The following is a 21479-nucleotide window of genomic DNA, read 5'->3' on the forward strand; positions in this document are numbered from 1 at the left end:
TTACTTGTTCATCAATTCGAGCACAATCTTGCTGATATTCTCAGAGGTAAGTCCATAATGTTCAAAGACTTCAGCTGTTTTGCCAGCAATCGCCGGCTCATCCGGTATGCCCAGCATTTTCATAGGAACCGGTTGATGTTGAACCACCACTTCTGCTACAGCGGCACCCAAGCCTCCGAATACACTATGCTCCTCTACGGTGACAATACCTCCCGTTTCCCGGGCTGCGGCGATGATCGCTTCCTCATCAAGTGGCTTGATGGTGTGCATATTGAGAACACGAGCTTTAATACCCATCTGCCCCAGCAACTCAGCCGCATCCAGAATGATACGGACGGTCTCACCAGCGCCAATCAGGGTAATATCTGATCCTTCTTGTAGGGTAACAGCTTTCCCAATCTCAAACGGATAATCATCGGACGGATAGACATCCTCAACAGCATTACGTCCGATCCTTACATATGCGCCTCCTTCATGCTGAACCAGCGCTTCGGTCATTTTCTTGGTTTCATGACGATCGGCGGGGAGTAAGACCATCAAACCAGGAATCGCTCGCGCCACAGCAATATCTTGGACAGAGTGGTGGGACATTCCTAGTGCACCGTAGCTAACACCACCGCTTATCCCAATCAGCTTTACATTGGTTCCGGAATAGGCTACATCTACCTTGATTTGCTCAATACTACGCATGCTCAGGAAGCAGGCAGGAGAGGTGACGAACGGCTTTTTACCGCTGTGTGCGAGTCCAGCAGACATACCGACGATATTTTGCTCGGCAATGCCTACCTCCACAAATTGTTCCGGATAGGCATCGGCAAAGGGAGCCATAGCAGCAGAGCCGCGAGAATCACTAGCCAACACCATAATATCCCGATCCTCTTTGGCAAGGCTAAGCAGCGTTTCACAGATGACCTGACGATTTGGGATTTTGTTCATTGTTTATCTCACCAGTCCTTCCCCGGATAATTCGTCTATTTCTTGTGTCAGTTCCGCCAGTGCGCGTTCAAGTTCATCATCACTTGGAATACGGTGATGCCAGCCTGGAACACCCTCGGCAAAGGATACACCTTTTCCCTTGATCGTGTTTGCCAGCACCAACGTTGGTTTGCCTTCAATTTCAGGGACATTGCGGAATGTATGGATCAGTTCCTCCATGCTGTTGCCGTCAATGGAGATCACGTTCCAGCCGAAAGCGGCCCACTTTTCCTCCAGCGGTTCAAGTCCCATAACCTCCTCGGTTGTACCGCTAATTTGCAGGCCGTTGCGGTCAATGATACCGACAAGATTATCCAGTTTGTAATGGGCACCTGCCATAGCAGCTTCCCAATTGGAGCCTTCCGCTTGCTCCCCGTCACCCATGAGACAGAATACACGGTAGGATCGCCCGTCACGCTTGGCAGCCAGTGCTATACCGACTGAGATGGGGAGGCCATGGCCCAATGCGCCTGTATTCATTTCAATACCGGGAACTTTATTGTTCGGATGCCCAATCAGACGGGTTCCGAACTGGCTATAGGTTTCCAGTTCTTCTTTAGGGAAGAAACCAAGGTCTGCCAGAATACACCATAAAGACTCGACGGAATGTCCCTTGCTGGCGATAAAGCGGTCACGTTCCTCCCATTTAGGATTAGTGATATCAATATTCATGATTTCGTAGTATAGGGCGGTGAGTATATCCGTATTGCTCAGCGAGCCTCCTGTATGCCCTGTTTTGGCACGATGAATAATGGTGAGCAGGTCCTTACGGATTTGTGCGGCTTTGATTTTCAAGTCTAGGATTTCCATAGTGCCCTCCTGAAATAATATAGTTAAACCAGAATACCCGACTTGGTGACAGCGAGATCGGAACCACGCAACCAGCGTTGAATTTCCTGTTCGGTAGGATCTACCGGATCTGCCGTGACACCTGGAAGGTAATTGCAGGCCTCGTACAGAGCCGGGATGACATTAGCATGAATGCCAACAGAGTGATGGACGTAAGGACCTTTGACGAGCTTTTCTTCCCATAACGGCCAGTCGTTGACCTCTACCCAGACATACGAGCCGCGGGTATAAGGTCCCTCAATTCCTTTAGCTTTGCCGAGGAAAATGGAATAATCTCCATGATCACCATCAAAACGGGCGATGGTCATGCCGCCGCCTTTGATTTGTCCTTCATGTGTGCCTGGTGCGTGATCATCGAACAGGAAGTGCTTGCGTAGTTTGGGTTTGTTCTCAATAGACATGGATACTGGAAAGTTCCCGCAGTGGAAAAGAAGCTCTCCATTGTCATTCTCAGGATGACGTACCGTAATATCAGCGAAAAAAGTGGGGAGTTCGTTCATCGCAGCCGCTTGTACCATAACCGAAGTAATTGCTCCGTGAATATCGGTTTCGCAGGTGACCGGAATTTGTTCATCTGTCAAAATGGCATTGGCCAGACAAGGCATAATTCCCATAGCTTCCTGGAGGGAGGACCAGCATTGGATCGCGATGGCTGTACTTCCCGTTTCGATAGCGTAGGATTTCATGGCTACTTTAAGTGCAGCAATGCGTCTGATATCTTCTTCGGTGACTTCACTGTAGTCCAGCTTCTCTTTGATATAATCAATCGCTTCTGAAAGTTCAGCACTGCTCCCGGCTGCAATTTTCTTTGAACGCAGCTGAATATCTACTAGCGTAATTGGATGAATCTCAATACCGAATCGCTCCAACAGCTCCCCTTCATTGCAGATCATAGTCCAAAAGGAAGCAGGACGAGGACCTATCTGGAGAATTCGTAAACTTTTGAACTGTCGTACTACATTGGCAGCCGAGATAAAATTGTTAAAGCCTCGTTCAAATACCGGATCGGCTACACGACTGTTTGTGATATAGGTAAAAGGGACATTAAAGCGGCGAAGCACCTTTCCGCTAGCGAACAATCCACACTGGGTGTCCCGTAATCTCATGCCGTCGGCCAACGGAGCCTCATCACGTGGACCCCACAATAGAACCGGCTTGCCAAGCGCCTTGCCCACACGGGCAACCGTATCCTCGGTACCAAAATTACAGTGGGGGAAGAAAACGGCGTCCACTTCCTCTTCCTTGAAACGTTTGATAATCAAGTCCGCGTTAATATGGTCGTCATACAGCAAACCTTCCTCATTAAGCCCTTCCAAATCCACGATATCAATGTTCATTCCGAAGCTCTCGATTTGTTGGCGAATGGCAACTTTGTAGCGGAATGCATCTTCAGCACTGAAGGTGAATCGTCGAGTAGGCGCATAACCCAGTTTCAGCTTTTTCATGAATAACTCTCCTTGTACTAGAAGTAAACAAATTAAAATTTCACTAAACAAAACTAAATTGTAGTGGATAAATTATATAAATTTTTATTTTCAAAGTCATCGTATCACCTCTGTAAACCGCTGTCAATTAGCTTGTTTATAAAAAATTAGTTGTTTAGTTTAGTTATTTTGCGAAAATAAACTAAAAATTCGTATTTTGTTTAGAGTGAATAACGTATGTATCATATCTATTAAATTTGACAGGCTCCTAAATCTTTGTTAGAGTTTCAATCAAATATGAATAACCTTTTCATGGGATGTTACCGTTAGGGCATAACCTGAATCGGCTTGTTTACACTGCAAGTGTAACCAGGCTGGTTTGGGTTTTTTTATTATTCATCTCCCTTTCTGTACACCCTTTTATCACACATTTGGAAGGAGAACGTTTATGTCCAGTTATATTTTTCCTAAAGACTTTTTATGGGGCGGTGCTCTTGCAGCCAACCAGGCCGAGGGGGCTTATTTGGAAGACGGTAAAGGATTGAGCCTGGTGGATCTGCTGCCTACCGGAGAGAAGAGAAGAAGCATAATGAAAGGGAATGTTCCTTCGCTAACCCCACTTGAAAGCGAATTCTATCCTTCCCATGAAGCCATTGACTTCTATCACCAATATCGCGAGGATATTGCACTATTTGCGGAAATGGGTTTCAAAGCACTGCGTGTTTCCATTGCCTGGGCTCGTATTTTTCCAACTGGAGAAGACGCTACTCCCAATGAGGCGGGGCTGCAATTTTACGATGATTTGTTCGACGAGTTGCATAAACACGGCATTCAGCCGGTTGTAACCCTCGCTCATTTTGACGTGCCGGTAGCTCTGATCGAGAAATACGGAAGCTGGCGCAACCGGAAACTGGTTGGTCTGTTTGAAACCTATGCCAAAACCGTATTCACTCGTTACAAGGATAAAGTGAAATACTGGATGACGTTTAATGAAATCAACATGCTGCTCCACTTGCCGTTTCTCGGTGCCGGGCTTGTATTCCAAGAAGGCGAAAACGTTAAACAAATTCAGTACCAGGCTGCGCATCATCAGCTTGTTGCAAGCGCGCTGGCTGTAAAAGCATGTCACGAGATCATTCCAGATGCGAAAATTGGCTGTATGCTTGCTGCTGGAAGCTTCTATCCGTATACATGTAATCCCGAAGATGTGTATCAGGGGATGGAAAAAGACCGCGAGTCCTACTTCTTCATTGATGTACAGTCACGCGGCGAATATCCTGGTTATGCCAAACGCTTCTTCAAGGACCATGGATTAAACATCGAGATGGAATCCGGCGACGCAGCCATTTTGAAAGACCATACCGTCGACTACATCGGATTTAGCTATTATTCGAGCCGGACAACCAGCACAGACCCAGAGGTTGTCAAAAATATGACTAGCGGTAATGTTTTCGGCTCCGTGGCCAACCCATATTTGGATAAGTCCGAATGGGGCTGGACGATCGATCCAAAAGGATTCCGTATCACAGCCAACCAATTGCATGATCGCTACCAAAAGCCTCTTTTCGTAGTGGAAAATGGCTTTGGTGCCAATGATGTGGTTTCACCTGAAGGAGAAGTGAATGACGATTACCGAATCGACTATCTCAAGCGACATATTGCTGAAATGGGTGAGGCTCTTCAAGACGGCGTCGAAATTATCGGTTACACCAGTTGGGGACCTATTGATATTGTCAGCGCATCCTCTGGAGAAATGAAAAAACGCTATGGTTACATTTATGTAGACCGTGACAATGAAGGCAACGGTACGTTGAAACGTATTAAAAAGAAAAGCTTTGACTGGTATAAAAACGTAATTCATTCCGATGGTGAAAATCTCGGCGAATAGTCGTACGACAAGAAAATAGGATCGGACGTCCTGAATCAACGGGAATTTCCGATCCTCGTTTCTCAATTGAAAGCGTTGACAATCGTTCCTTTTCGGGCTATACTTGACGCAATTCCATCATTTTTAGGATTGTTACTGCAGAGCAGGCAAAACCTAAGCCACGAATAAGCGGATTTTACAGTCTTGTTTATTTGGCGTGCTTCGGTTTTTTTTGTTTGCAATAAAGTGGATGGAGCATGAGTGGCTCTTGCTGGCATATGGAACGGGGGATCGAGATGAATATAGCAAAGGTCATCAACAACAATGTAATTAGTGTTTACCAGACAGACGGTACTGAACTCGTAGTAATGGGTCGGGGGATTGCTTTTAAGAAAAAGCCTGGAGACACAGTAGATGAAACCAGAATTCAGAAGGTATTTGCGCTGAAAAACAAGCAGACATCCGATAACTTCAAAATGCTGCTGCGCGAGGTACCGCTGGATTTGATTGTGATTGTGGAGGAAGTCATTAATGACGCCAAGCATAATCTGAACAGAAAGCTGAACGAAAATATTTATGTTTCTCTGACCGACCATATCAATTTCGCTATTGAAAGGTACCGGGAAGGACTAGAAATCAAAAACGCGTTATTGTGGGAAATCAAGCAGCTGTACAGAGAAGAATTCGCGATTGGTCTAAGAACGCTGGAACAAATTAAACAAAAGCTCGGTATTGAACTGCCTGTGGATGAAGCGGCTTATATTGCCCTTCACATTGTGAATGCTGAAATGAATGAGGAAGTCATTACGACCATGAGCATTACGAAGTTTATCCAGCAAATTATCAATATCGCAAAGTACCACTTTAAGGTTGATTTTGACGAGGATTCTCTAAGTTATTTCCGCTTTATTACGCATCTGAAATTTTTCGCTCAGCGCGTATTTAAGGGAAATCACTATGAAAATAACTATGATCATTTATATGACTTGATTAAGGAAAAGCACAAGGATGCAGCCGCTTGTACGGAGAAAATCGGAACTTTCGTTAAAAAAGAATACAATCATGAATTAACGAACGAAGAAAAGCTGTATTTGACTGTGCATATTGAACGAGTGGTGAACAGATAAGCTAAACTTTTTATTCGAAAAGAATCAAAACAAATGTTTAAATGTTTTTGTTGACAAATATGGTATATTAAATGTATTATGTGAGTAACAGGAATTTAATAAGTTTTAACTGGGATTGTTACTGGTTATGCAGGCAAAACCTAAGTCATGAAAAATCGCGGGACTCAAGTGCCCACCATTTTTCAAGGCTTAGGTTTTTTGTGTGCCTAAATATGTAAAAAGCCCCTTAGAACATGGAGGTGTCCATCATGAGTTATGAAAAACTGGCTAAAGAAATTGTGCACCTGGTAGGCGGGGAAAAAAATGTAGTATCGCTCGTACACTGCGCCACGCGCCTGCGTTTTGTGCTAAAAGATGAGGCGAAAGCAGATAAGGCAAAGCTGGAGAAAACCGATGGAATTATTACGGTCAAGCAGAGCGGTGGCCAGTTCCAGGTTGTGGTCGGCAACAAAGTACCAGAAGTATACAATGCCATCGGCCAAGTATCCAACATTTTGAATGAAACTGGAAAAGAAGAGAACTCAACTAAAGGCAAAAAAGGATTTGGCGCTGTAATTGACGTAATTTCCAGCATTTTCGCACCATTGCTTGGAGTTATGGCGGGGTCCGGTATTTTGAAAGGTCTGCTGCTGATTGCGAGCAACCTCGGCTGGTTGGTTCCGAAAGACACTACTTATATGATTTTGTATGCTGCGGCCGACAGCTTGTTTTATTTCCTGCCGCTCTTGTTAGCGGTTACAACGGCACGGAAATTCGGAGGTAATATCTTCGTTGCTTTGACCATTGCCGGAGGGCTGCTTTACCCGACGATTGTCACGCTGAAAACAGAAGGTACAGCAACAGACTTTTTCGGTATTCCTATTGTGATGATGAGTTATTCATCAACCGTTATCCCGATTATTTTAGCCGTTATCGTCATGAGTAAGCTGGAAAAATGGTGCAATCGACTGATCCATGAGAGCGTCAAAAACTTTATTACACCTTTGATTCTACTTGTAATTATGCTTCCTCTGACTCTGATGGTTTTTGGTCCAGTTGGGGTGTATGTGGGCAATGCAATCGCTACCGCGCTCGTTGCTGCGTTCAGCTTTAGTCCGCTGCTGGCTGGAGCAATTCTTGGTGCTTGCTGGCAGTTGCTCGTTATTTTCGGTGTTCACTGGGGTCTTGTACCTGTATTTATTAATAACATTGCTGTTAACGGCAGAGACGGTATTAAGCCTGCTGCTTCGGCTTCCATCTTTGCTCAAACCGGTGCAGCGTTTGGTGTCATGCTGAAAACGAAAAATAAAAAGCTGAAAACGCTGGCAGGTTCTGCTACACTTACCGCTTTGTTCGGTATTACAGAGCCAGCGGTCTATGGGGTTACGCTGCCACTGAAGCGCCCGTTTATTGCTGGTGTTATCGGCGGTGCTGTCGGTGGTGCCATTATCGGCCAAGCGGGGACGCAAGCATTTGCCTCCGGCGCACCTGGGTTGCTGACTTTGCCGATCTTTTACGGCCCTGGCGGACAAGGCTTCCCAGGATTGATTCTAGGGATTACTGTTTCATTCTTGGTTTCGGCTATCTTGACTTATATTTTAGGCTTCGAAGATCCAGTTGAAGAGGAAGAAACCGCTGACAACTCGGCTAAAGAATCGACTTCTACAGTTACCGTTTCTAACGAAGAGGTGCTAAGCCCGATTGAAGGAACGGTGGTCGCTCTGTCGGAGGTTCCCGATCCTGCGTTTGCTTCGGAAGCTATGGGTAAAGGTATCGCCATCCAGCCGACAACAGGCAGAGTCGTAGCTCCGTTCGACGGAACTATTACTGTAGCGTTCAAGAAAAAGCATGCGTTGGCAGTGGTTTCGCATCATGGCGCAGAAGTTCTAATTCACGTCGGAGTAGATACGGTTAAGCTGGATGGTAAACATTTTACTTCCTATATCAAAGAAGGCGACCAAGTAAAGGCAGGAGATTTGCTACTCGAATTTGATGTTGAGCAAATCAAGGCAGAGGGTTATCCTACGATTACGCCAGTTATCATTACAAATTCTTCTGAATATACGGAAATCCTCCCCATCCCTCAAGGGCAGGTAACGGAGCAAGCACCGTTGTTGAAACTGTCTAGCGCTCCAAATGAGCAAGCAGGCAACGCTTGAAATCTTAAGTAAGGACCAAGCTCTGATGATCCGCATTCACGGATCATCAGAGCTTTTTTTGTCGTCCTATTATGCCGGATAAGTCTATTTGTAATTGACAATATGTCAATTAAATTAGCTTGTACGGTTGTAAAAACTAATCTATAATTTTTTGTAATTATGCAAATTTTCTGAAAACATAGACTAGATGAATTGATGGATCAGGGGGAAATGCAAGGAATGTTAGAGAAGTGGGCAGAGGCAGTAAATGGCGTCATTTGGAGCAATCCTGTGGTATATGTCTGTTTGGGCGTGGGGCTATTATTTTCAATCATGACTCGATTTTTACAAATTAGGCATTTCAAAGAGATGATTCGCCTTGTCTTTAAAGGAAAAAGCTCAGAGGCAGGCGTTTCTTCTTTTCAAGCCTTTACGATGGCGCTATCGGGACGTGTAGGGACGGGGAACATTGCTGGGATTGCATTGGCAGTCGGTATGGGGGGGCCTGGAGCGATATTTTGGATGTGGGTCATGGCCTTTATCGGGTCGGCTACTGCGTTTGTTGAATCTACACTGGCTCAGGTATATAAGGTAAAGCGTGATGGTCAGTACCGAGGCGGCCCGGCTTTTTATATTGAAAAAGGAACAGGCTTAAAATGGTTTGCCGTTATTTTTGCGGTAGTAGCGTTGGTCGCTATGTGTTTGTTGATGCCAGGAACTCAATCGAACTCCATCGCCGTAGCCTTTCATAGTTCGTTTGGTATGGATATGAAGGTTTCTGGGATATTAGTAGTCGTGTTGCTGGCGCTTATCATTTTTGGCGGTGTCAAAAGAATTGCCAATGTGGCTCAGGTTGTCATACCGTTTATGGCACTAGGCTACATCCTTGTCTCTTTCTATATTATGATGACGAACATTACTGCGCTTCCCGAGGTATTTGCCCTGATCTTTCGCAGTGCTTTTGGTGTAGATTCAGTGTTCGGCGGTATAGCAGGGACAGCCATTGCTTGGGGTGTAAAACGAGGCATTTATTCTAATGAAGCGGGACAAGGCTCTGGTGCGCATCCGGCAGCCGCAGCAGAAGTGTCCCATCCGGCAAAACAGGGGCTGGTTCAGGCCTTTTCCGTATATGTAGATACTTTTTTAGTCTGTACGTCTACGGCTTTCATGGTATTGTTTACAAATATGTACAACGTGAAGGGACCAGGTGGGGGTTATATTGTGCAGCATCTCCCGGGTGTTGAAGAAGGAACCCAATATACACAGGCTGCTATTGAATCGGTATTCCCGGGTTTTGGCTCAAGTCTCTTGTCCATAACCTTGTTCTTTTTCGCATTTACCACCATTATTGCGTATTATTACATCGCTGAAACGAATATGGCTTACCTGGTTGCCGACCGTAAAGCCAAATGGCCTATGTTCCTGTTAAAGTTGGTAATTCTGGGTTCGACGTTTTATGGAACGGTCGTCAAAGAATCGGCCTTGGCGTGGACACTAGGGGATATGGGCGTCGGTATTATGCTTTGGGTCAATCTGATTGCTATGATTCTCCTGGCCAAGCCTGCGTTTCTCGTGCTTAAGGATTACGAGCAGCAGCGAAGGCAAGGGCTAGACCCGGTATTTGATCCGAAGCAGGCGGGAATTTCAAATGCAGATTATTGGTCACGGGAATATCAGCTTCCTTCAGATGAGTTGACGATCACGGTTGAACCGGGTAAGATTCAAGCCTAAATAAGATAGATTACTACATTTTAAGATGGCTCCTTGTGGGTCATCTTTTTTCATTATCTTGCCTTTACATTCCAAAAGGGGTACATATGTTCACTGTTTAGTTTATAATTTAGATATGAGATAGGGTACATTGCACAAGAGGGGGGATTGAAATGAGAACATCCGATTTATCCATAACAGATGAGAAGTGGAGAGCTATTATAGAAAATGACAAGTCGTATGACGGGGTATTTTTGTATGCTGTGAAGACAACGAAAATATTTTGTCGTCCCTCCTGCAAATCCCGACCTCCTAAAAGAGAGAACATCCGTTTATTTATATCAGCAGAGCAGGCTTTGGCTGAGCATTTTCGTCCATGCAAAAGATGTAAACCGACAGGACAACGATTGCCTGATCACGACTGGATCACAGGAGTTGCAGAATACGTAGATTCGAACTATATGAAGCAATTAACATTGAACGTCCTGGCAGAGATCAGTCATGGAAGTCCGTACCATTTACATCGTACCTTCAAGCGAATCATGCATGTAACTCCGATGGAATATATACAGCGTACGAGGTTGGAACAAGCGAAGAAGCTGCTTATTTGCTCACAACAATCTGTTGCGGAAGTGGGGGAGAACGTAGGTCTGTCCAATACCCCTTACTTTATTACGTTGTTTAAAAAGAATATAGGCTACACTCCATTGCAATATCGCCAACTCGAATCCATAGCAACTCAAAAAGGAGATACACAGCATGGTATATCAAATGAATAAAACGATCTATTGGTCATTATTGGCACATGAGGATTGGAATTTATACATTGCAGCTACATCGGAAGGATTATGTTATGTTGGTTCGCTTAATCAAACTGTTGAGGAATTGATTGTATGGGCAGGAAGTCGATTTCCCGGCAGTCCTTTAGTTGAAGAGGATACCATTTTACAGCTCTATGCCAAGGAGTTGATTGAATATTTCCAAGGGGAGCGTACACATTTTACATTCCCTTTTGACTTTCATGGAACTGCATTTCAAATAGCTGTGTGGAACGCGCTGTGTAATATTCCGTATGGGGAGACACAATCCTATTCAGACATTGCCAACGCGATTCAAAAGCCGAACTCTGTTCGTGCGGTTGGTACCGCTATCGGTGCTAATCCGATTTTGGTCACCATCCCTTGTCATCGGGTCATTGGTAAGAATGGAGCTTTGACCGGATATCGTGGGGGGCTGGACATGAAGGTGAAGCTTTTGCAGCTTGAAAAGAATCACACACACAAACCAATACAGTAGTGAGGTCAGGTATGAAAAATGAGTATTACAAATCCCCCAAGACTCTTTTGAATAAAGGGACTGGCTTCTTGTCAGGGTATACACACTCGTTGAACCCGTATACCGGCTGTACCTTTGGTTGCTCGTATTGTTATGTACGCCAATTGCCAGTCTCTACGTTTCGGAAGGAAGCTTGGGGAACATGGGTTGATATTAAAAAAGAGGCGGCTGATATTCTTCGTAAGGAGCTTCGTAGGGCCAAATCCAAAGGTAAAGTTACGATTTTTATGTCGTCAAGCACAGATCCTTATCAGCCGGCCGAGTACAAACAAGAGGTGACCCGATCTCTGCTGGAAGTGATGGTGGAAGATCCACCGGATTTTCTCTTTGTACAGACGCGTAGTCCGCTTGTACGACGGGATATTGATTTATTGCTCCAATTGAAGGAACGTGTACGTGTGAGTATCACTGTAGAAACAGACCGCGAGGATATACGCAAACATTTCACCCCGGAGGCTCCTCCCATCCAGGCTCGTCTCCAAACACTGCAACTTTTAAAAGAGGCAGGTGTACCGACGCAAGCTACCATTGCTCCGATGCTGCCAAGCAGTGAGCATTTTGCAAACAAGCTCGTGTCTCTGGTCAACCGTGTCTGTATAGATGATTATTTTATGGGAGACGGCAGCGGGGGAAGGCGGACGCGTAGCTTGAACATTGGTGTGCTGTATGAGTCATTGGGGCTGGAGGAATGGTATCACCCTGCTGCGTATAAGGCGGTTTATGAGCGTTTTCTTCATGTTTTTCCCAAAGAACAGCTCTATGTGAGCAAAGAAGGATTCGAACCCTGATATGAAAGCAACCTATGTCATTAAATGAAGAGTGCACCTTACAAGGGGAGCGGGAGAACCAATGGAAACGGTAATGACCAAAAACTTTGACTATGGTGAAAAGGAAATCAACTACCTGAAGATGGTAGATACCGTACTTGGTACAGCTATAACGCAAATGGGCAAGGTAGAACGCGTAATCATTCCCGACCTGTTTGCAGCGCTTGTTCATGCGATTGTGGGGCAGCTTATTTCCGCCAAGGCGGTTCAGACCATATGGACAAGGATGCAGGAAAAATTAGGAGCGATCACTCCACAAAATATAGCCGTTCAGACAGCTCAGGATATTCAAAACTGTGGCATCACCATGAAAAAGGCAGCATGTATCCTGAATATAGCCCAAACGATCGAGCAGGGATTGTTGGATTTACAGGAATTATATGAGTTTTCCGATACACAGGTGATCCAGAAATTATCCTCGCTGCAAGGGATAGGCCCTTGGACGGCTGAAATGATGCTGATTAATTGCATGGAACGTCCAGACGTCGTCAGTTGGGGCGATATGGCTATTCGGCGGGGAATGATGAAGTTGTACCATTTAGATACACTGACCAAGCAGCAATTTGAGGAGTATCGCCGAGTGTATTCGCCTTATGGTTCAGTGGCCTCCATTTATTTGTGGAGCATTTCATTTCGTTAACAAACAGGGAGTGGAAAATATGGAGAAGACCATCAGAGAACAGATATTGTCACATGTGGATACAGATTTTCAGAAATTTACAGCTGCATTGCTTCCAACGATTAATAATGTGTTGGGTGTGCGTCTGCCAGTGCTGCGTAAGCTAGCTCAAAATATTGCCAAAGGAGATTGGCGCCTCTATCTGGAGACCGCTGAAAGTGAACACTTTGAAGAAGTGATGCTGCAAGGTATGGTGATTGGTTCTGTAAAAGCAGATATTGAGGAAGTCTTGAGTTATACCGCCAAGTTTGTTCCTAAAATTGATAATTGGTCCGTATGTGACAGTTTCTGTGCCGGATTGAAAATTACGAAGCAACATAAAGAAAGAGTATGGGATTTTATTCAGCCTTATCTGTTTTCCAAGAAAGAATATGAGATTCGGTTTGGGGTGGTTATGCTTCTGAATTTTTTTATTGAGGAACAGTATATTAACCGAGTGCTTGCTTTGCTAGATCAGACCCATCGGGAAGATTATTATGTACAAATGGCGGTAGCATGGGCGATATCTATCTGTTATATCAAGCTGCCAGAGGTAACGACGGCGTATTTAAGTCATAATACATTAGACGATTTTACTTTCAATAAAGCTTTGCAAAAAATCACAGAATCATACCGGGTGGATCAGGCGACAAAAACGACCATTCGTAGTATGAAGCGAAAAAGAAATTAGGATGGGTCCCCGCCTGTAAGTGTTATACTGAAAAAACATACGTGTATAAGACCGACAGGAGGGGAGTCTGTGAATTCGATCCCGCTGGGAGTGCTTGTTGTAGATGATGAAACTAGGCAGCGTCGTGGGTTGGCTGCCATGATCCGGGATTTACGTCCAGAATACGAGGTATGGGAAGCCAAGAATGGGAAAGATGCTTTGACCATTTCATTATCCCAGCCGATCCAGATCGTTTTTACAGATATTCAAATGCCGATTATGAATGGGATTGAATATCTACAACAATTGAGAACATCGGGTCAGCATGAGACCAAAGTTATTTTAGTGACAGTCTATCAGGAATTTAGCTATGCACAGCAGGCGGTACGGTACGGAGCGAATGATTATTTGGTGAAACCGGTGCAATCACAGCAGCTTATTGAAGTGATTCAACAAATGGAGAAGATCATTGTAGAAGAGCAGGGAGCACTCGGTGAAAATCGAACAGCGTTGAATCAGATCGAGCAAAGCATGCCTGCCTTTGTGGAGCATTTGTTTAGTAGATGCGTGACAGACAAGTTACAGCCTAACGAGAAAAGCTTATTAAAGAGTCACTTTGGATGGCAGGGGGTAGGAGAAGTCCTCGCGTTGGGGACATCTGCATCCCGCCCCGAGGATATATATGCGTGGGATTCTAAGCTACGAAACGCGGTTGTTGAAATATTGCGACCGTGGGCATCTTCTGTCGTGTTCCCGCTTGAAACCCCTAAAGAGCATATGGTCGTTGTAGTGAATTGGAGGGAAAGGGCTGAAGGCAAGGAGGCCAAAAGCGCACTTCAAGCTGGACTGAAAAAGGTGGAGCAGCAGCAAGCTATCTCCATTTGGTTTGCTTGGGGTCAGCCTTTTGACTTCGATGAAATGCAAATAAGCCAATCTCACGAAAAGGCTGTTCGCCTTATCTCCATGCGATTTTATACACCTCACACCAGATGTTTGAACCTTGTCGTTTTAGATGATGAACAGTCGATACAGGAAATGAGCACTCATGAACAGATAGCCTTTCTGAAATCCATTGAAAGCGCTATCTCTAATCGGAAGCCCGATCAGCTATTGGAACGGGTGCAACATTTCATTGGACGAATGACGCAAGGGTATCCTCCACCTGATGCGCTTAAAGCTAAATTAATACACCTTCTGCTAGTTAGTTTACCACGGTTAAATATAGGGTGGAGTGAGGAAGTCTACTCACGTTACTCGGAACAGTTGAACCGAGCTGTCAAAGAGGCCACATCTCTCCAAAATCTTGAGGATCGTATTGCAGCATGGTTAAAAGAGCTGATTCTTGAGCTTGATGGCAGCTCCAAAGGTGAACCCATCATGAAAAAATGCAAGGAATTTCTGGATACACATCTACATGAAGAACTAAGTCTGGAGATTGTGGCCCGGCGCTTTCACTATAATGCGTCCTATTTTAGCATTCTGTTCAAAAACTATTTTGGGCTCTCGTTCACGGAATATATGGTGAAGCTCAGAATGCAAAAGGCTCAGCACTTACTGCTGCATACAGACGCCAAGGTCGCAGAAATTAGTAGACAGGTTGGTTATAAAGATACCAAGTACTTCTTTAAAGTGTTCAAAAAAAACGTTAAGCACACACCCGAGGAGTTTCGTAGAAAATTCATTTAATCGTTAGGTGAAAGGAAGGTACAATGCGCCAAGTCAAATATATATATCAAAAATTTTTGGACAGTAGCTTTCGTACGAAGTTGATGCTGTCCTATTTTTTGTTGTCTGGTTTTATCGTTTTGATCCTGGGCTTTGTCTACTTCGAAACCAGTGCGCGAAATATTACTGCAAACGTAACAGATAGCGTTACAAGTGTATTGCGTAGCAATAACCAGCTGCTGGATAACAAGCTGACAGCTATTCAAAAAACCGTAGATATGATTCCAATTGATCATGATCTTTTACAGACCATCACAGACGTGGATACTACGGATTCTTCGTCGCTTTTACGAGCTGATCGCAGCATTACGAAAATTTTGTACAGATACTTTGGCAATATAGAGGAAGTATACGCTTCTCAGATTATGACGCCAAAGTATGCATACGGAAGTACAGAGCGGATGTATTTTCCCGTTCTGCCGTTCTATTCTTCTCCCTTGGCGACAACGGCGGTACAAGCAGAGGGGGCTACCAGGTGGATTCCTGCCTATTCGTATGCCGACACCTTTCATCAGCAGGATTTAAAACAAGGTTCCTATGATTTTAGCTCTTTATTTGCTGTGGTTAAGCAGCTTCATTTGACTGCATTAGATGATGCTGGAACCTTCCATACGCTTCCTGAAGGAAAGGAAAAGCCTATACTTATATTGAATTTCCGGCCTGATTTGTTAAAGGATGGTTTTGAAGATTATGCAGCCCGCAGCGGATTTGCACATCTATCCTACGGTATGATTCACGATAACAACGGGATAGTCATGAGCTCAGATCGACAGCAACAAGCGGGGGAGCCCGTGGCGGATTGGCTGAAGAATGCCATTACTTCAGAACAAGGGACAAAAATGGTAAACGTGAAGGGTCAAAGTATACTACTGGTTTACGAAGCGATGAAGACGACGGGCTGGGTATCATATATAGCCATTCCCATGGAAGATGTACTGGGGCATTTGTCAACGATTCGTACCTACACCTTGTTCTTTTTAGGCTTTATGATGCTCATTGCTGTCATCCTTGCTTATTTGCTGTCGGTATACATCAGTAAGCCCATCACGGATATGAAACAGGCGATGAAGGTAATGGAAAAGGGACATTTTGATATTCGAATTCCTGAACGCGGCTATGATGAATTGGGGGATCTGGTGATCCGATTTAATCAAATGAATGAGAAAATTAAAGATTTGATCGAAGAAAATTACAAATCACGTCTGCGAGCCAAAGAATCGGAGTTAATGGCACTTAATTTACAGCTTAATCCCCATTTTTTGTATAACACCTTAACGACAATGTATTGGATCGCATTAGAACATAAACAACAGGAACTGGGTCGATTGATCATTAGTCTGGCGGAAATGCTGCAAATTACGACTCGAAACAAAAACGAGACCTGGAGCCTGGAAACCGATCTGAATTGGCTGGAAAAATACATTTATATTATGCAAAATCGCTTTGAGAACAAGTTCACAGTGGAGTATGATATTGATCCCATTTTACTTCAGATGGAGGTTCCCAAACTCTTCTTGCAGCCTTTTGTGGAGAATTCAATTATTCACGGCTTCGCCGAAATGGAATCAGGTGGTCGGATTAAGATCACAGCCTGGGTCGAAAAGCAATTGGTGTGTTTTAAAGTCGAGGATAATGGATTAGGAATTCAAGAAGATCATATACGCCGCATTCAAGCTGGAGAAATCCGGTCAACGGGCATTAAAAATGTAGACAGAAGAGTACGGCTGTTATATGGGATGGAATATGGGGTTGCGCTCCACTCACCAGAAGATAAAGGGACATTTGTCCTGATCCGAATCGGAGAAACACATAGATCTAATCAAATGACACCAATCCAATGAGAGTGCGACTTTCAAAAATGTAAGCGTTTGCTAAAATAAATTTAGTGACGAAGCAACAAACGAAAAGATAAAAAATAAACGGTTTGGGGGCGTTACTCATGTTAAAACGAAAGTTATGGATCATCTGCATGTGCTTGGTCGTTGGACTGATGTCAGCCTGTAGTTCAAATGAGAGCAGCAGTAAGCCAGTAGATTTGCAGGGGCACGAGCAAGTGACACTGACCTATGCCAGTTGGGGGAGCACCAATGAGAAGAAGGTTCAACAGGAGATCGCCCAAAAATTCACAGACAAATATCCGTGGATCAAAATCAACTATATGCACATCCCCGGGGATTACGTCACCAAATTAACGACGATGTTTGCCGCCAATCAGGCACCAGATGTATTTCCTATTTATAAAGCACAGGCTCTGCAATGGGCTGAACAAGGCAAACTATATAATTTAAATGAATTTTTGAAGGAGGATAAGGAGCTAACGAAGGAGAGTCTCATTCCTAATTCAGTCATCTATTGGGATAAGGATAAAGTGGCAGGGGTCAAGGTGACGGAGGAAGCCTTTGCGCTCTATTACAACAAGGATTTGTTTGATGAGGCTGGTGTTGCCTTGCCGCCAATCAAAGCTGAAGAGGCTTGGACATGGGAACAGTTCTTAGAGACAGCGCAAAAGCTCACCATTGATAAAGCGGGAAATAATGCGCTTAGCCCCAATTTCGATGCAAGTAACATCAAACAGTATGGAGTTCGGTTTGACACATGGATGTGGCATCTGCTAGTTCCTTCCAACAACGCAAGCGTTATTTCAGATAAAGGGGACTCGCTTAATCTTGAAAACCCTGATGTGATTGAAGCCGTGCAAAAGATGGCGGATCTGATCAACAAGTATCATGTGGCACCGTCGCCCACGCAGTCCAAAAATATCCCTTCCCCGGCCGTAGCATTGCAAAGCAAACGTGTAGCGATGGATCTGGATGGGCAGTGGGTCCAATTGGATCTCGGAGAATCGAAGGTGAATTTTGGTGTAGGCGTGTTACCCAAACTGAAAAGCAGCAAAACAATCCTGTTTGGCGAACCGGAAGTAATCTCTGCCAAAACCAAACATCCGAAAGAAGCATGGATGTTTTATAAATTCTTGCTGGATGCTGAAAGCGGGCTTGACATGCATTCCAGCGGATTGTGGATGCCTGTCATGAAAAAGTGGTACACCGAACCAGACTTGATTAGCAAATGGGCAGATGTCAAGCCAGGCCATGCGGATGGATATCGTGATGCAGTCATGAACCAAACGCTGCATAACGGTGTCAATTCTTACGACTATTATTTGAAGAATTCGGAAAAAATCAATGCAATTATTAACCCGGCGCTGGATCAGGTATGGCTGGGCAAGAAAACGGTGGAGCAAGCATTTAAGGAGGTTTCCGCCAAGGCCAACGCTGAATTTAAGGGGACATATCCGAAAGAATAAGGTGAGGGTTTTGACAGAAAGAGAGGGATAGAATGCAATCATTATCTTCTATTCGTAAGAAGGAAAATGGGTTGGGGTGGCTTTTTGCCGCCCCTGCTATTCTCGGCTTTGTCATTTTTGTTCTGGGACCGATGATCGCTAGTCTCTGGTTCAGTCTTACCGATTATAAGGTTGCTTCACAGGCCCATTTTATCGGTCTGGATAATTACGTCCACTTATTTGACGGTACGGACCAATTTTTTTATAAATCCCTTGGGGTTACGTTTTATTATGTGTTTTTGAGTGTGCCCCTGCAAATTATAGTAGCCTTCTTTTTAGCGATATTACTTAATCAAAAGGTAAAAGGTCTGGCTTTTTTCAGAACCGTTTTTTATCTGCCTACGATTGTGCCACTCATAGCATCGTCTATGATCTGGATGTGGCTGTTTGATCCCGATCTTGGTTTACTGAATGTGGTGCTGCGTGCGCTGCATTTGCCGGAAAGTCAATGGATTTATAGTGAAGGGTCGGTAGTTCCTACACTGGTTTTAATGAGTTTATGGACCGTTGGGGGAACCATGATTATTTTTCTGGCTGGCTTGCAAGATATACCTAGGCATTATTATGAAGCCATTGAAATTGATGGCGGGAGTGCTCTTCATAAGCTTGTTTATATTACAATTCCATTGACATCGCCTACGATTTTTTTTAATACGATTATGGGCTTCATCGGTGGATTTCAGGTGTTTGTCCAGCCTTACGTCATGACTCAGGGTGGACCCAATAACTCCAGCTTATTTTATACATTTTATCTGTTCCGTGAGGCATTTACTTTTTCGAATATGGGTTATGCCTGTGCTATTGCTTGGGTGCTCTTTATTGTCGTTTTGGTATTCACTGCCTTTTTGTTCAAGACAGCCCGCAAATGGGTGTATTACGAAGGCGGGGGGGCGTGAGCATGAAAAAACGCGGATGGAGTTGGAGCAGGGTTTTACTCTACGCAGTTCTCATCGTGGGCTCATTGTTCTGCATGTTTCCTTTTTACTGGCTGGTGAGAAGCTCCATGATGGATTTAAGTCAGATTTTTTTGATCCCACCGAAATGGATTCCGGAGCCATTTGTACTTGAGAATTTTTTTCAGCCGTTTGAAGAGTTATCGTTTGGGCGCTATTTTGTGAACACATTTATTGTCGTTGCAGGTACTTTAGCGGGTGTACTCCTGTCGAGTACCATTTCTGCCTATAGCTTTGCGCGAATGAGATGGAAAGGAAGAGATAAGGTATTTGCCTTGTTATTAAGCAGCATGATGCTGCCGTTTGCGGTCACGCTGATTCCGTCATTTATTGGTTGGCAGGCACTAGGCATGGTTAATTCATACGTTCCATTGGTATTACCTTCTTTTTTTGGTGGAGGCGTTTTTAATATTTTTTTGCTAAGACAATTTTACATGACTCTTCCGCGAGAACTGGATGAAGCTGTATTTGTGGATGGAGGCAACCATTTTACTATCTTTACTCGCATTATTTTACCTTTATCCCGGTCAGCGATTTTGGTCATCGGATTGTTTACATTTTTGAACACATGGAATGATTTTATGGGACCGCTCGTTTATCTTAATGATGAAAGCAAATTTACGTTGGCGATTGGGCTACAGCAGTTTCAGGGAATATATTCGGCGCAATGGGGTGTTCTGATGGCCGCTTCTTTAATTGTCGTGTTGCCAGCTATCATTCTTTTTGCCATAGGACAGAAGTATTTTATGGAAGGTATTGCCTTAACGGGGATCAAGGGATGAGGACAACTGCCAGGTACGCACTTTGCTTTTTTTGGAATCTAATAATAAAATGGAAGTAACTTTCGAAAAGGAGATGACGTGAATTGGCAGAGCAAGTGCGTATTGGCAAAACAGATTTATATGTAAAACCAATCGGTTTGGGTGCGAATAAGGTAGGAGGACATAATCTTTTTTCCGGTTTGAACAATGAAACGGGCAAAGAAGTCGTTCGCACAGCTTTGGATAACGGCATCAATTTTCTGGATACAGCTTTTATTTATGGGCCTGAGCACTCAGAGCGGTTGATCGGTGAGGTACTTAAAGAGCGCGGCAAACGTGAGGAAGCTGTCATAGCGACCAAGGGAGCGCATAAATTTGTGAACGGAGAGGTTGTTTTTGACAACTCGCCTGCTTTTTTACGTGAATCCGTCGAATCCAGTCTGAAAAGATTACAAACGGATTATATTGATCTGTTCTATATCCATTTCCCAGATGAAGCTACGCCAAAGGCAGAAGCAGTCGGAGAACTGAAGAAGCTTAAGGACGAAGGCAAAATTAAAGCTATTGGTGTATCTAACTTTACCATTGAACAACTTAAGGATGCGAATAGTGACGGCTATGTAGATGTGCTTCAATCCCATTATAATTTGTTGCAACGGGAAGCTGAGAAGGATCTGCTGCCTTATACTAAGGAAAATGGCATTTCGTTTGTGCCGTATTTCCCGCTAGCTTCTGGACTACTAGGTGGTAAGTATACGAAAGACATGACTTTCACGGACATCAGAGCGAAAGATCCATTGTTTCAGGGAGAGGCATTTGCTCGTAATTTGGACAAAGTGGAGCAGGTACGCGAGATCGCTAATGCGTTGAATGCAGAGGTTGCTCATGTGGTGCTTGCATGGTATTTGACCCGTGATTCGATTGATGCCCTCATTCCAGGCGCGAAGGGACCGGAGCAGGTTCTGGCGAATCTGAAAACGCTGAATGTCCAATTGAGTCAAGCGGATATCGAGAAGATTGACCACATTTTCAAATAATGAGTTGAGCTTGGACTGAATCGTATTTGAAATCATATATGTTTACCACCAGGAGGAGCTGCCGGACGGGCGGCTTCTTTTTCGTTTATTTGCGGCATATC

At 44.3% G+C, this 21479-nt stretch carries 18 protein-coding genes; 15 read left to right on the forward strand and 3 right to left on the reverse strand.

Features of this window, described 5'->3' with window-relative positions; translation table 11 throughout:
• From MMB75_RS17130 to MMB75_RS17140, 3 genes are read right to left on the reverse strand one after another with little or no spacing between them, the layout of a single operon-like run.
• Window positions 1–936: a transketolase family protein gene (locus MMB75_RS17130; protein WP_019688559.1), complete on the reverse strand. Its 936-nt coding sequence runs from the start codon at window positions 934–936 to the stop codon at window positions 1–3.
• A gap of 3 nt (window positions 937–939) precedes the next feature.
• Window positions 940–1785, reverse strand: a complete 846-nt coding sequence (locus MMB75_RS17135) for a transketolase (RefSeq protein WP_045244917.1) — start codon at window positions 1783–1785, stop codon at window positions 940–942.
• A 23-nt stretch (window positions 1786–1808) separates the two neighbouring features.
• The gene (locus MMB75_RS17140; protein ID WP_016819960.1) at window positions 1809–3269 is read right to left on the reverse strand and encodes an L-fucose/L-arabinose isomerase family protein; all 1461 of its coding nucleotides are present in this window, start codon (window positions 3267–3269) and stop codon (window positions 1809–1811) included.
• Between the two features lie 427 nt (window positions 3270–3696).
• On the opposite strand from MMB75_RS17140, the gene MMB75_RS17145 reads away from it, so the two are divergent.
• From MMB75_RS17145 to MMB75_RS17215, 15 genes are all read left to right on the forward strand, one after another.
• The gene (locus MMB75_RS17145; RefSeq protein ID WP_017427249.1) at window positions 3697–5136 is read left to right on the forward strand and encodes a 6-phospho-beta-glucosidase; all 1440 of its coding nucleotides are present in this window, start codon (window positions 3697–3699) and stop codon (window positions 5134–5136) included.
• Between the two features lie 275 nt (window positions 5137–5411).
• Window positions 5412–6242 (forward strand): BglG family transcription antiterminator LicT, encoded by an 831-nt coding sequence (gene licT, locus MMB75_RS17150; RefSeq protein WP_025365791.1) that lies wholly within the window; start codon window positions 5412–5414, stop codon window positions 6240–6242.
• Window positions 6243–6490: 248 nt separating this feature from the next.
• Window positions 6491–8380, forward strand: coding sequence for a beta-glucoside-specific PTS transporter subunit IIABC (locus MMB75_RS17155; protein ID WP_025365790.1), 1890 nt, complete (start codon window positions 6491–6493; stop codon window positions 8378–8380).
• Between the two features lie 219 nt (window positions 8381–8599).
• A complete protein-coding gene (locus tag MMB75_RS17160; protein WP_045244916.1) occupies window positions 8600–10090 on the forward strand; it encodes an alanine/glycine:cation symporter family protein in 1491 nt (496 codons plus the stop codon).
• A gap of 152 nt (window positions 10091–10242) precedes the next feature.
• Entirely contained in the window at window positions 10243–10848 is a 606-nt protein-coding gene (locus tag MMB75_RS17165) for a bifunctional transcriptional activator/DNA repair enzyme AdaA (protein ID WP_045244915.1), read from the forward strand.
• Window positions 10829–11365: a methylated-DNA--[protein]-cysteine S-methyltransferase gene (locus MMB75_RS17170; RefSeq protein WP_045244914.1), complete on the forward strand. Its 537-nt coding sequence runs from the start codon at window positions 10829–10831 to the stop codon at window positions 11363–11365. The genes MMB75_RS17165 and MMB75_RS17170 overlap by 20 nt, the downstream gene beginning before the upstream one ends.
• An 11-nt stretch (window positions 11366–11376) precedes the next feature.
• Window positions 11377–12192: an SPL family radical SAM protein gene (locus MMB75_RS17175; protein ID WP_045244913.1), complete on the forward strand. Its 816-nt coding sequence runs from the start codon at window positions 11377–11379 to the stop codon at window positions 12190–12192.
• Window positions 12193–12253: 61 nt separating this feature from the next.
• Window positions 12254–12871 (forward strand): DNA-3-methyladenine glycosylase family protein, encoded by a 618-nt coding sequence (locus MMB75_RS17180; protein ID WP_045244912.1) that lies wholly within the window; start codon window positions 12254–12256, stop codon window positions 12869–12871.
• A gap of 19 nt (window positions 12872–12890) precedes the next feature.
• A complete protein-coding gene (locus tag MMB75_RS17185; RefSeq protein ID WP_277509270.1) occupies window positions 12891–13580 on the forward strand; it encodes a DNA alkylation repair protein in 690 nt (229 codons plus the stop codon).
• Window positions 13581–13649: 69 nt separating this feature from the next.
• On the forward strand, window positions 13650–15245 hold the full coding sequence (locus tag MMB75_RS17190) for a response regulator transcription factor (protein ID WP_277509272.1): 1596 nt from the start codon (window positions 13650–13652) through the stop codon (window positions 15243–15245).
• A 23-nt stretch (window positions 15246–15268) separates the two neighbouring features.
• Window positions 15269–17125, forward strand: coding sequence for a sensor histidine kinase (locus MMB75_RS17195; protein ID WP_277509274.1), 1857 nt, complete (start codon window positions 15269–15271; stop codon window positions 17123–17125).
• A 98-nt stretch (window positions 17126–17223) separates the two neighbouring features.
• Entirely contained in the window at window positions 17224–18588 is a 1365-nt protein-coding gene (locus tag MMB75_RS17200; protein WP_277509276.1) for an ABC transporter substrate-binding protein, read from the forward strand.
• Between the two features lie 32 nt (window positions 18589–18620).
• Window positions 18621–19523: a carbohydrate ABC transporter permease gene (locus MMB75_RS17205; RefSeq protein ID WP_016819973.1), complete on the forward strand. Its 903-nt coding sequence runs from the start codon at window positions 18621–18623 to the stop codon at window positions 19521–19523.
• Window positions 19524–19525: 2 nt separating this feature from the next.
• Window positions 19526–20362, forward strand: coding sequence for a carbohydrate ABC transporter permease (locus tag MMB75_RS17210; RefSeq protein WP_090890449.1), 837 nt, complete (start codon window positions 19526–19528; stop codon window positions 20360–20362).
• Between the two features lie 83 nt (window positions 20363–20445).
• Window positions 20446–21378 (forward strand): aldo/keto reductase, encoded by a 933-nt coding sequence (locus MMB75_RS17215; protein WP_016819975.1) that lies wholly within the window; start codon window positions 20446–20448, stop codon window positions 21376–21378.
• Window positions 21379–21479 lie beyond the last annotated feature (101 nt).

It is taken from the genome of Paenibacillus sp. P2(2022), assembly GCF_029522175.1.
In the GTDB taxonomy this organism is placed as follows: Bacteria; Bacillota; Bacilli; order Paenibacillales; family Paenibacillaceae; genus Paenibacillus; species Paenibacillus polymyxa.

What these genes read in the sequence shown, in the direction of transcription:
- MMB75_RS17130 (WP_019688559.1), bottom strand. Translation starts at nt 936, where the DNA reads ATGAACAAAATCCCAAATCGTCAGGTCATCTGTGAAACGCTGCTTAGC.
- MMB75_RS17135 (WP_045244917.1), bottom strand. Translation starts at nt 1,785, where the DNA reads ATGGAAATCCTAGACTTGAAAATCAAAGCCGCACAAATCCGTAAGGAC.
- MMB75_RS17140 (WP_016819960.1), bottom strand. Translation starts at nt 3,269, where the DNA reads ATGAAAAAGCTGAAACTGGGTTATGCGCCTACTCGACGATTCACCTTC.
- MMB75_RS17145 (WP_017427249.1), top strand. Translation starts at nt 3,697, where the DNA reads ATGTCCAGTTATATTTTTCCTAAAGACTTTTTATGGGGCGGTGCTCTT.
- licT (WP_025365791.1), top strand. Translation starts at nt 5,412, where the DNA reads ATGAATATAGCAAAGGTCATCAACAACAATGTAATTAGTGTTTACCAG.
- MMB75_RS17155 (WP_025365790.1), top strand. Translation starts at nt 6,491, where the DNA reads ATGAGTTATGAAAAACTGGCTAAAGAAATTGTGCACCTGGTAGGCGGG.
- MMB75_RS17160 (WP_045244916.1), top strand. Translation starts at nt 8,600, where the DNA reads ATGTTAGAGAAGTGGGCAGAGGCAGTAAATGGCGTCATTTGGAGCAAT.
- MMB75_RS17165 (WP_045244915.1), top strand. Translation starts at nt 10,243, where the DNA reads ATGAGAACATCCGATTTATCCATAACAGATGAGAAGTGGAGAGCTATT.
- MMB75_RS17170 (WP_045244914.1), top strand. Translation starts at nt 10,829, where the DNA reads ATGGTATATCAAATGAATAAAACGATCTATTGGTCATTATTGGCACAT.
- MMB75_RS17175 (WP_045244913.1), top strand. Translation starts at nt 11,377, where the DNA reads ATGAAAAATGAGTATTACAAATCCCCCAAGACTCTTTTGAATAAAGGG.
- MMB75_RS17180 (WP_045244912.1), top strand. Translation starts at nt 12,254, where the DNA reads ATGGAAACGGTAATGACCAAAAACTTTGACTATGGTGAAAAGGAAATC.
- MMB75_RS17185 (WP_277509270.1), top strand. Translation starts at nt 12,891, where the DNA reads ATGGAGAAGACCATCAGAGAACAGATATTGTCACATGTGGATACAGAT.
- MMB75_RS17195 (WP_277509274.1), top strand. Translation starts at nt 15,269, where the DNA reads ATGCGCCAAGTCAAATATATATATCAAAAATTTTTGGACAGTAGCTTT.
- MMB75_RS17200 (WP_277509276.1), top strand. Translation starts at nt 17,224, where the DNA reads ATGTTAAAACGAAAGTTATGGATCATCTGCATGTGCTTGGTCGTTGGA.
- MMB75_RS17205 (WP_016819973.1), top strand. Translation starts at nt 18,621, where the DNA reads ATGCAATCATTATCTTCTATTCGTAAGAAGGAAAATGGGTTGGGGTGG.
- MMB75_RS17210 (WP_090890449.1), top strand. Translation starts at nt 19,526, where the DNA reads ATGAAAAAACGCGGATGGAGTTGGAGCAGGGTTTTACTCTACGCAGTT.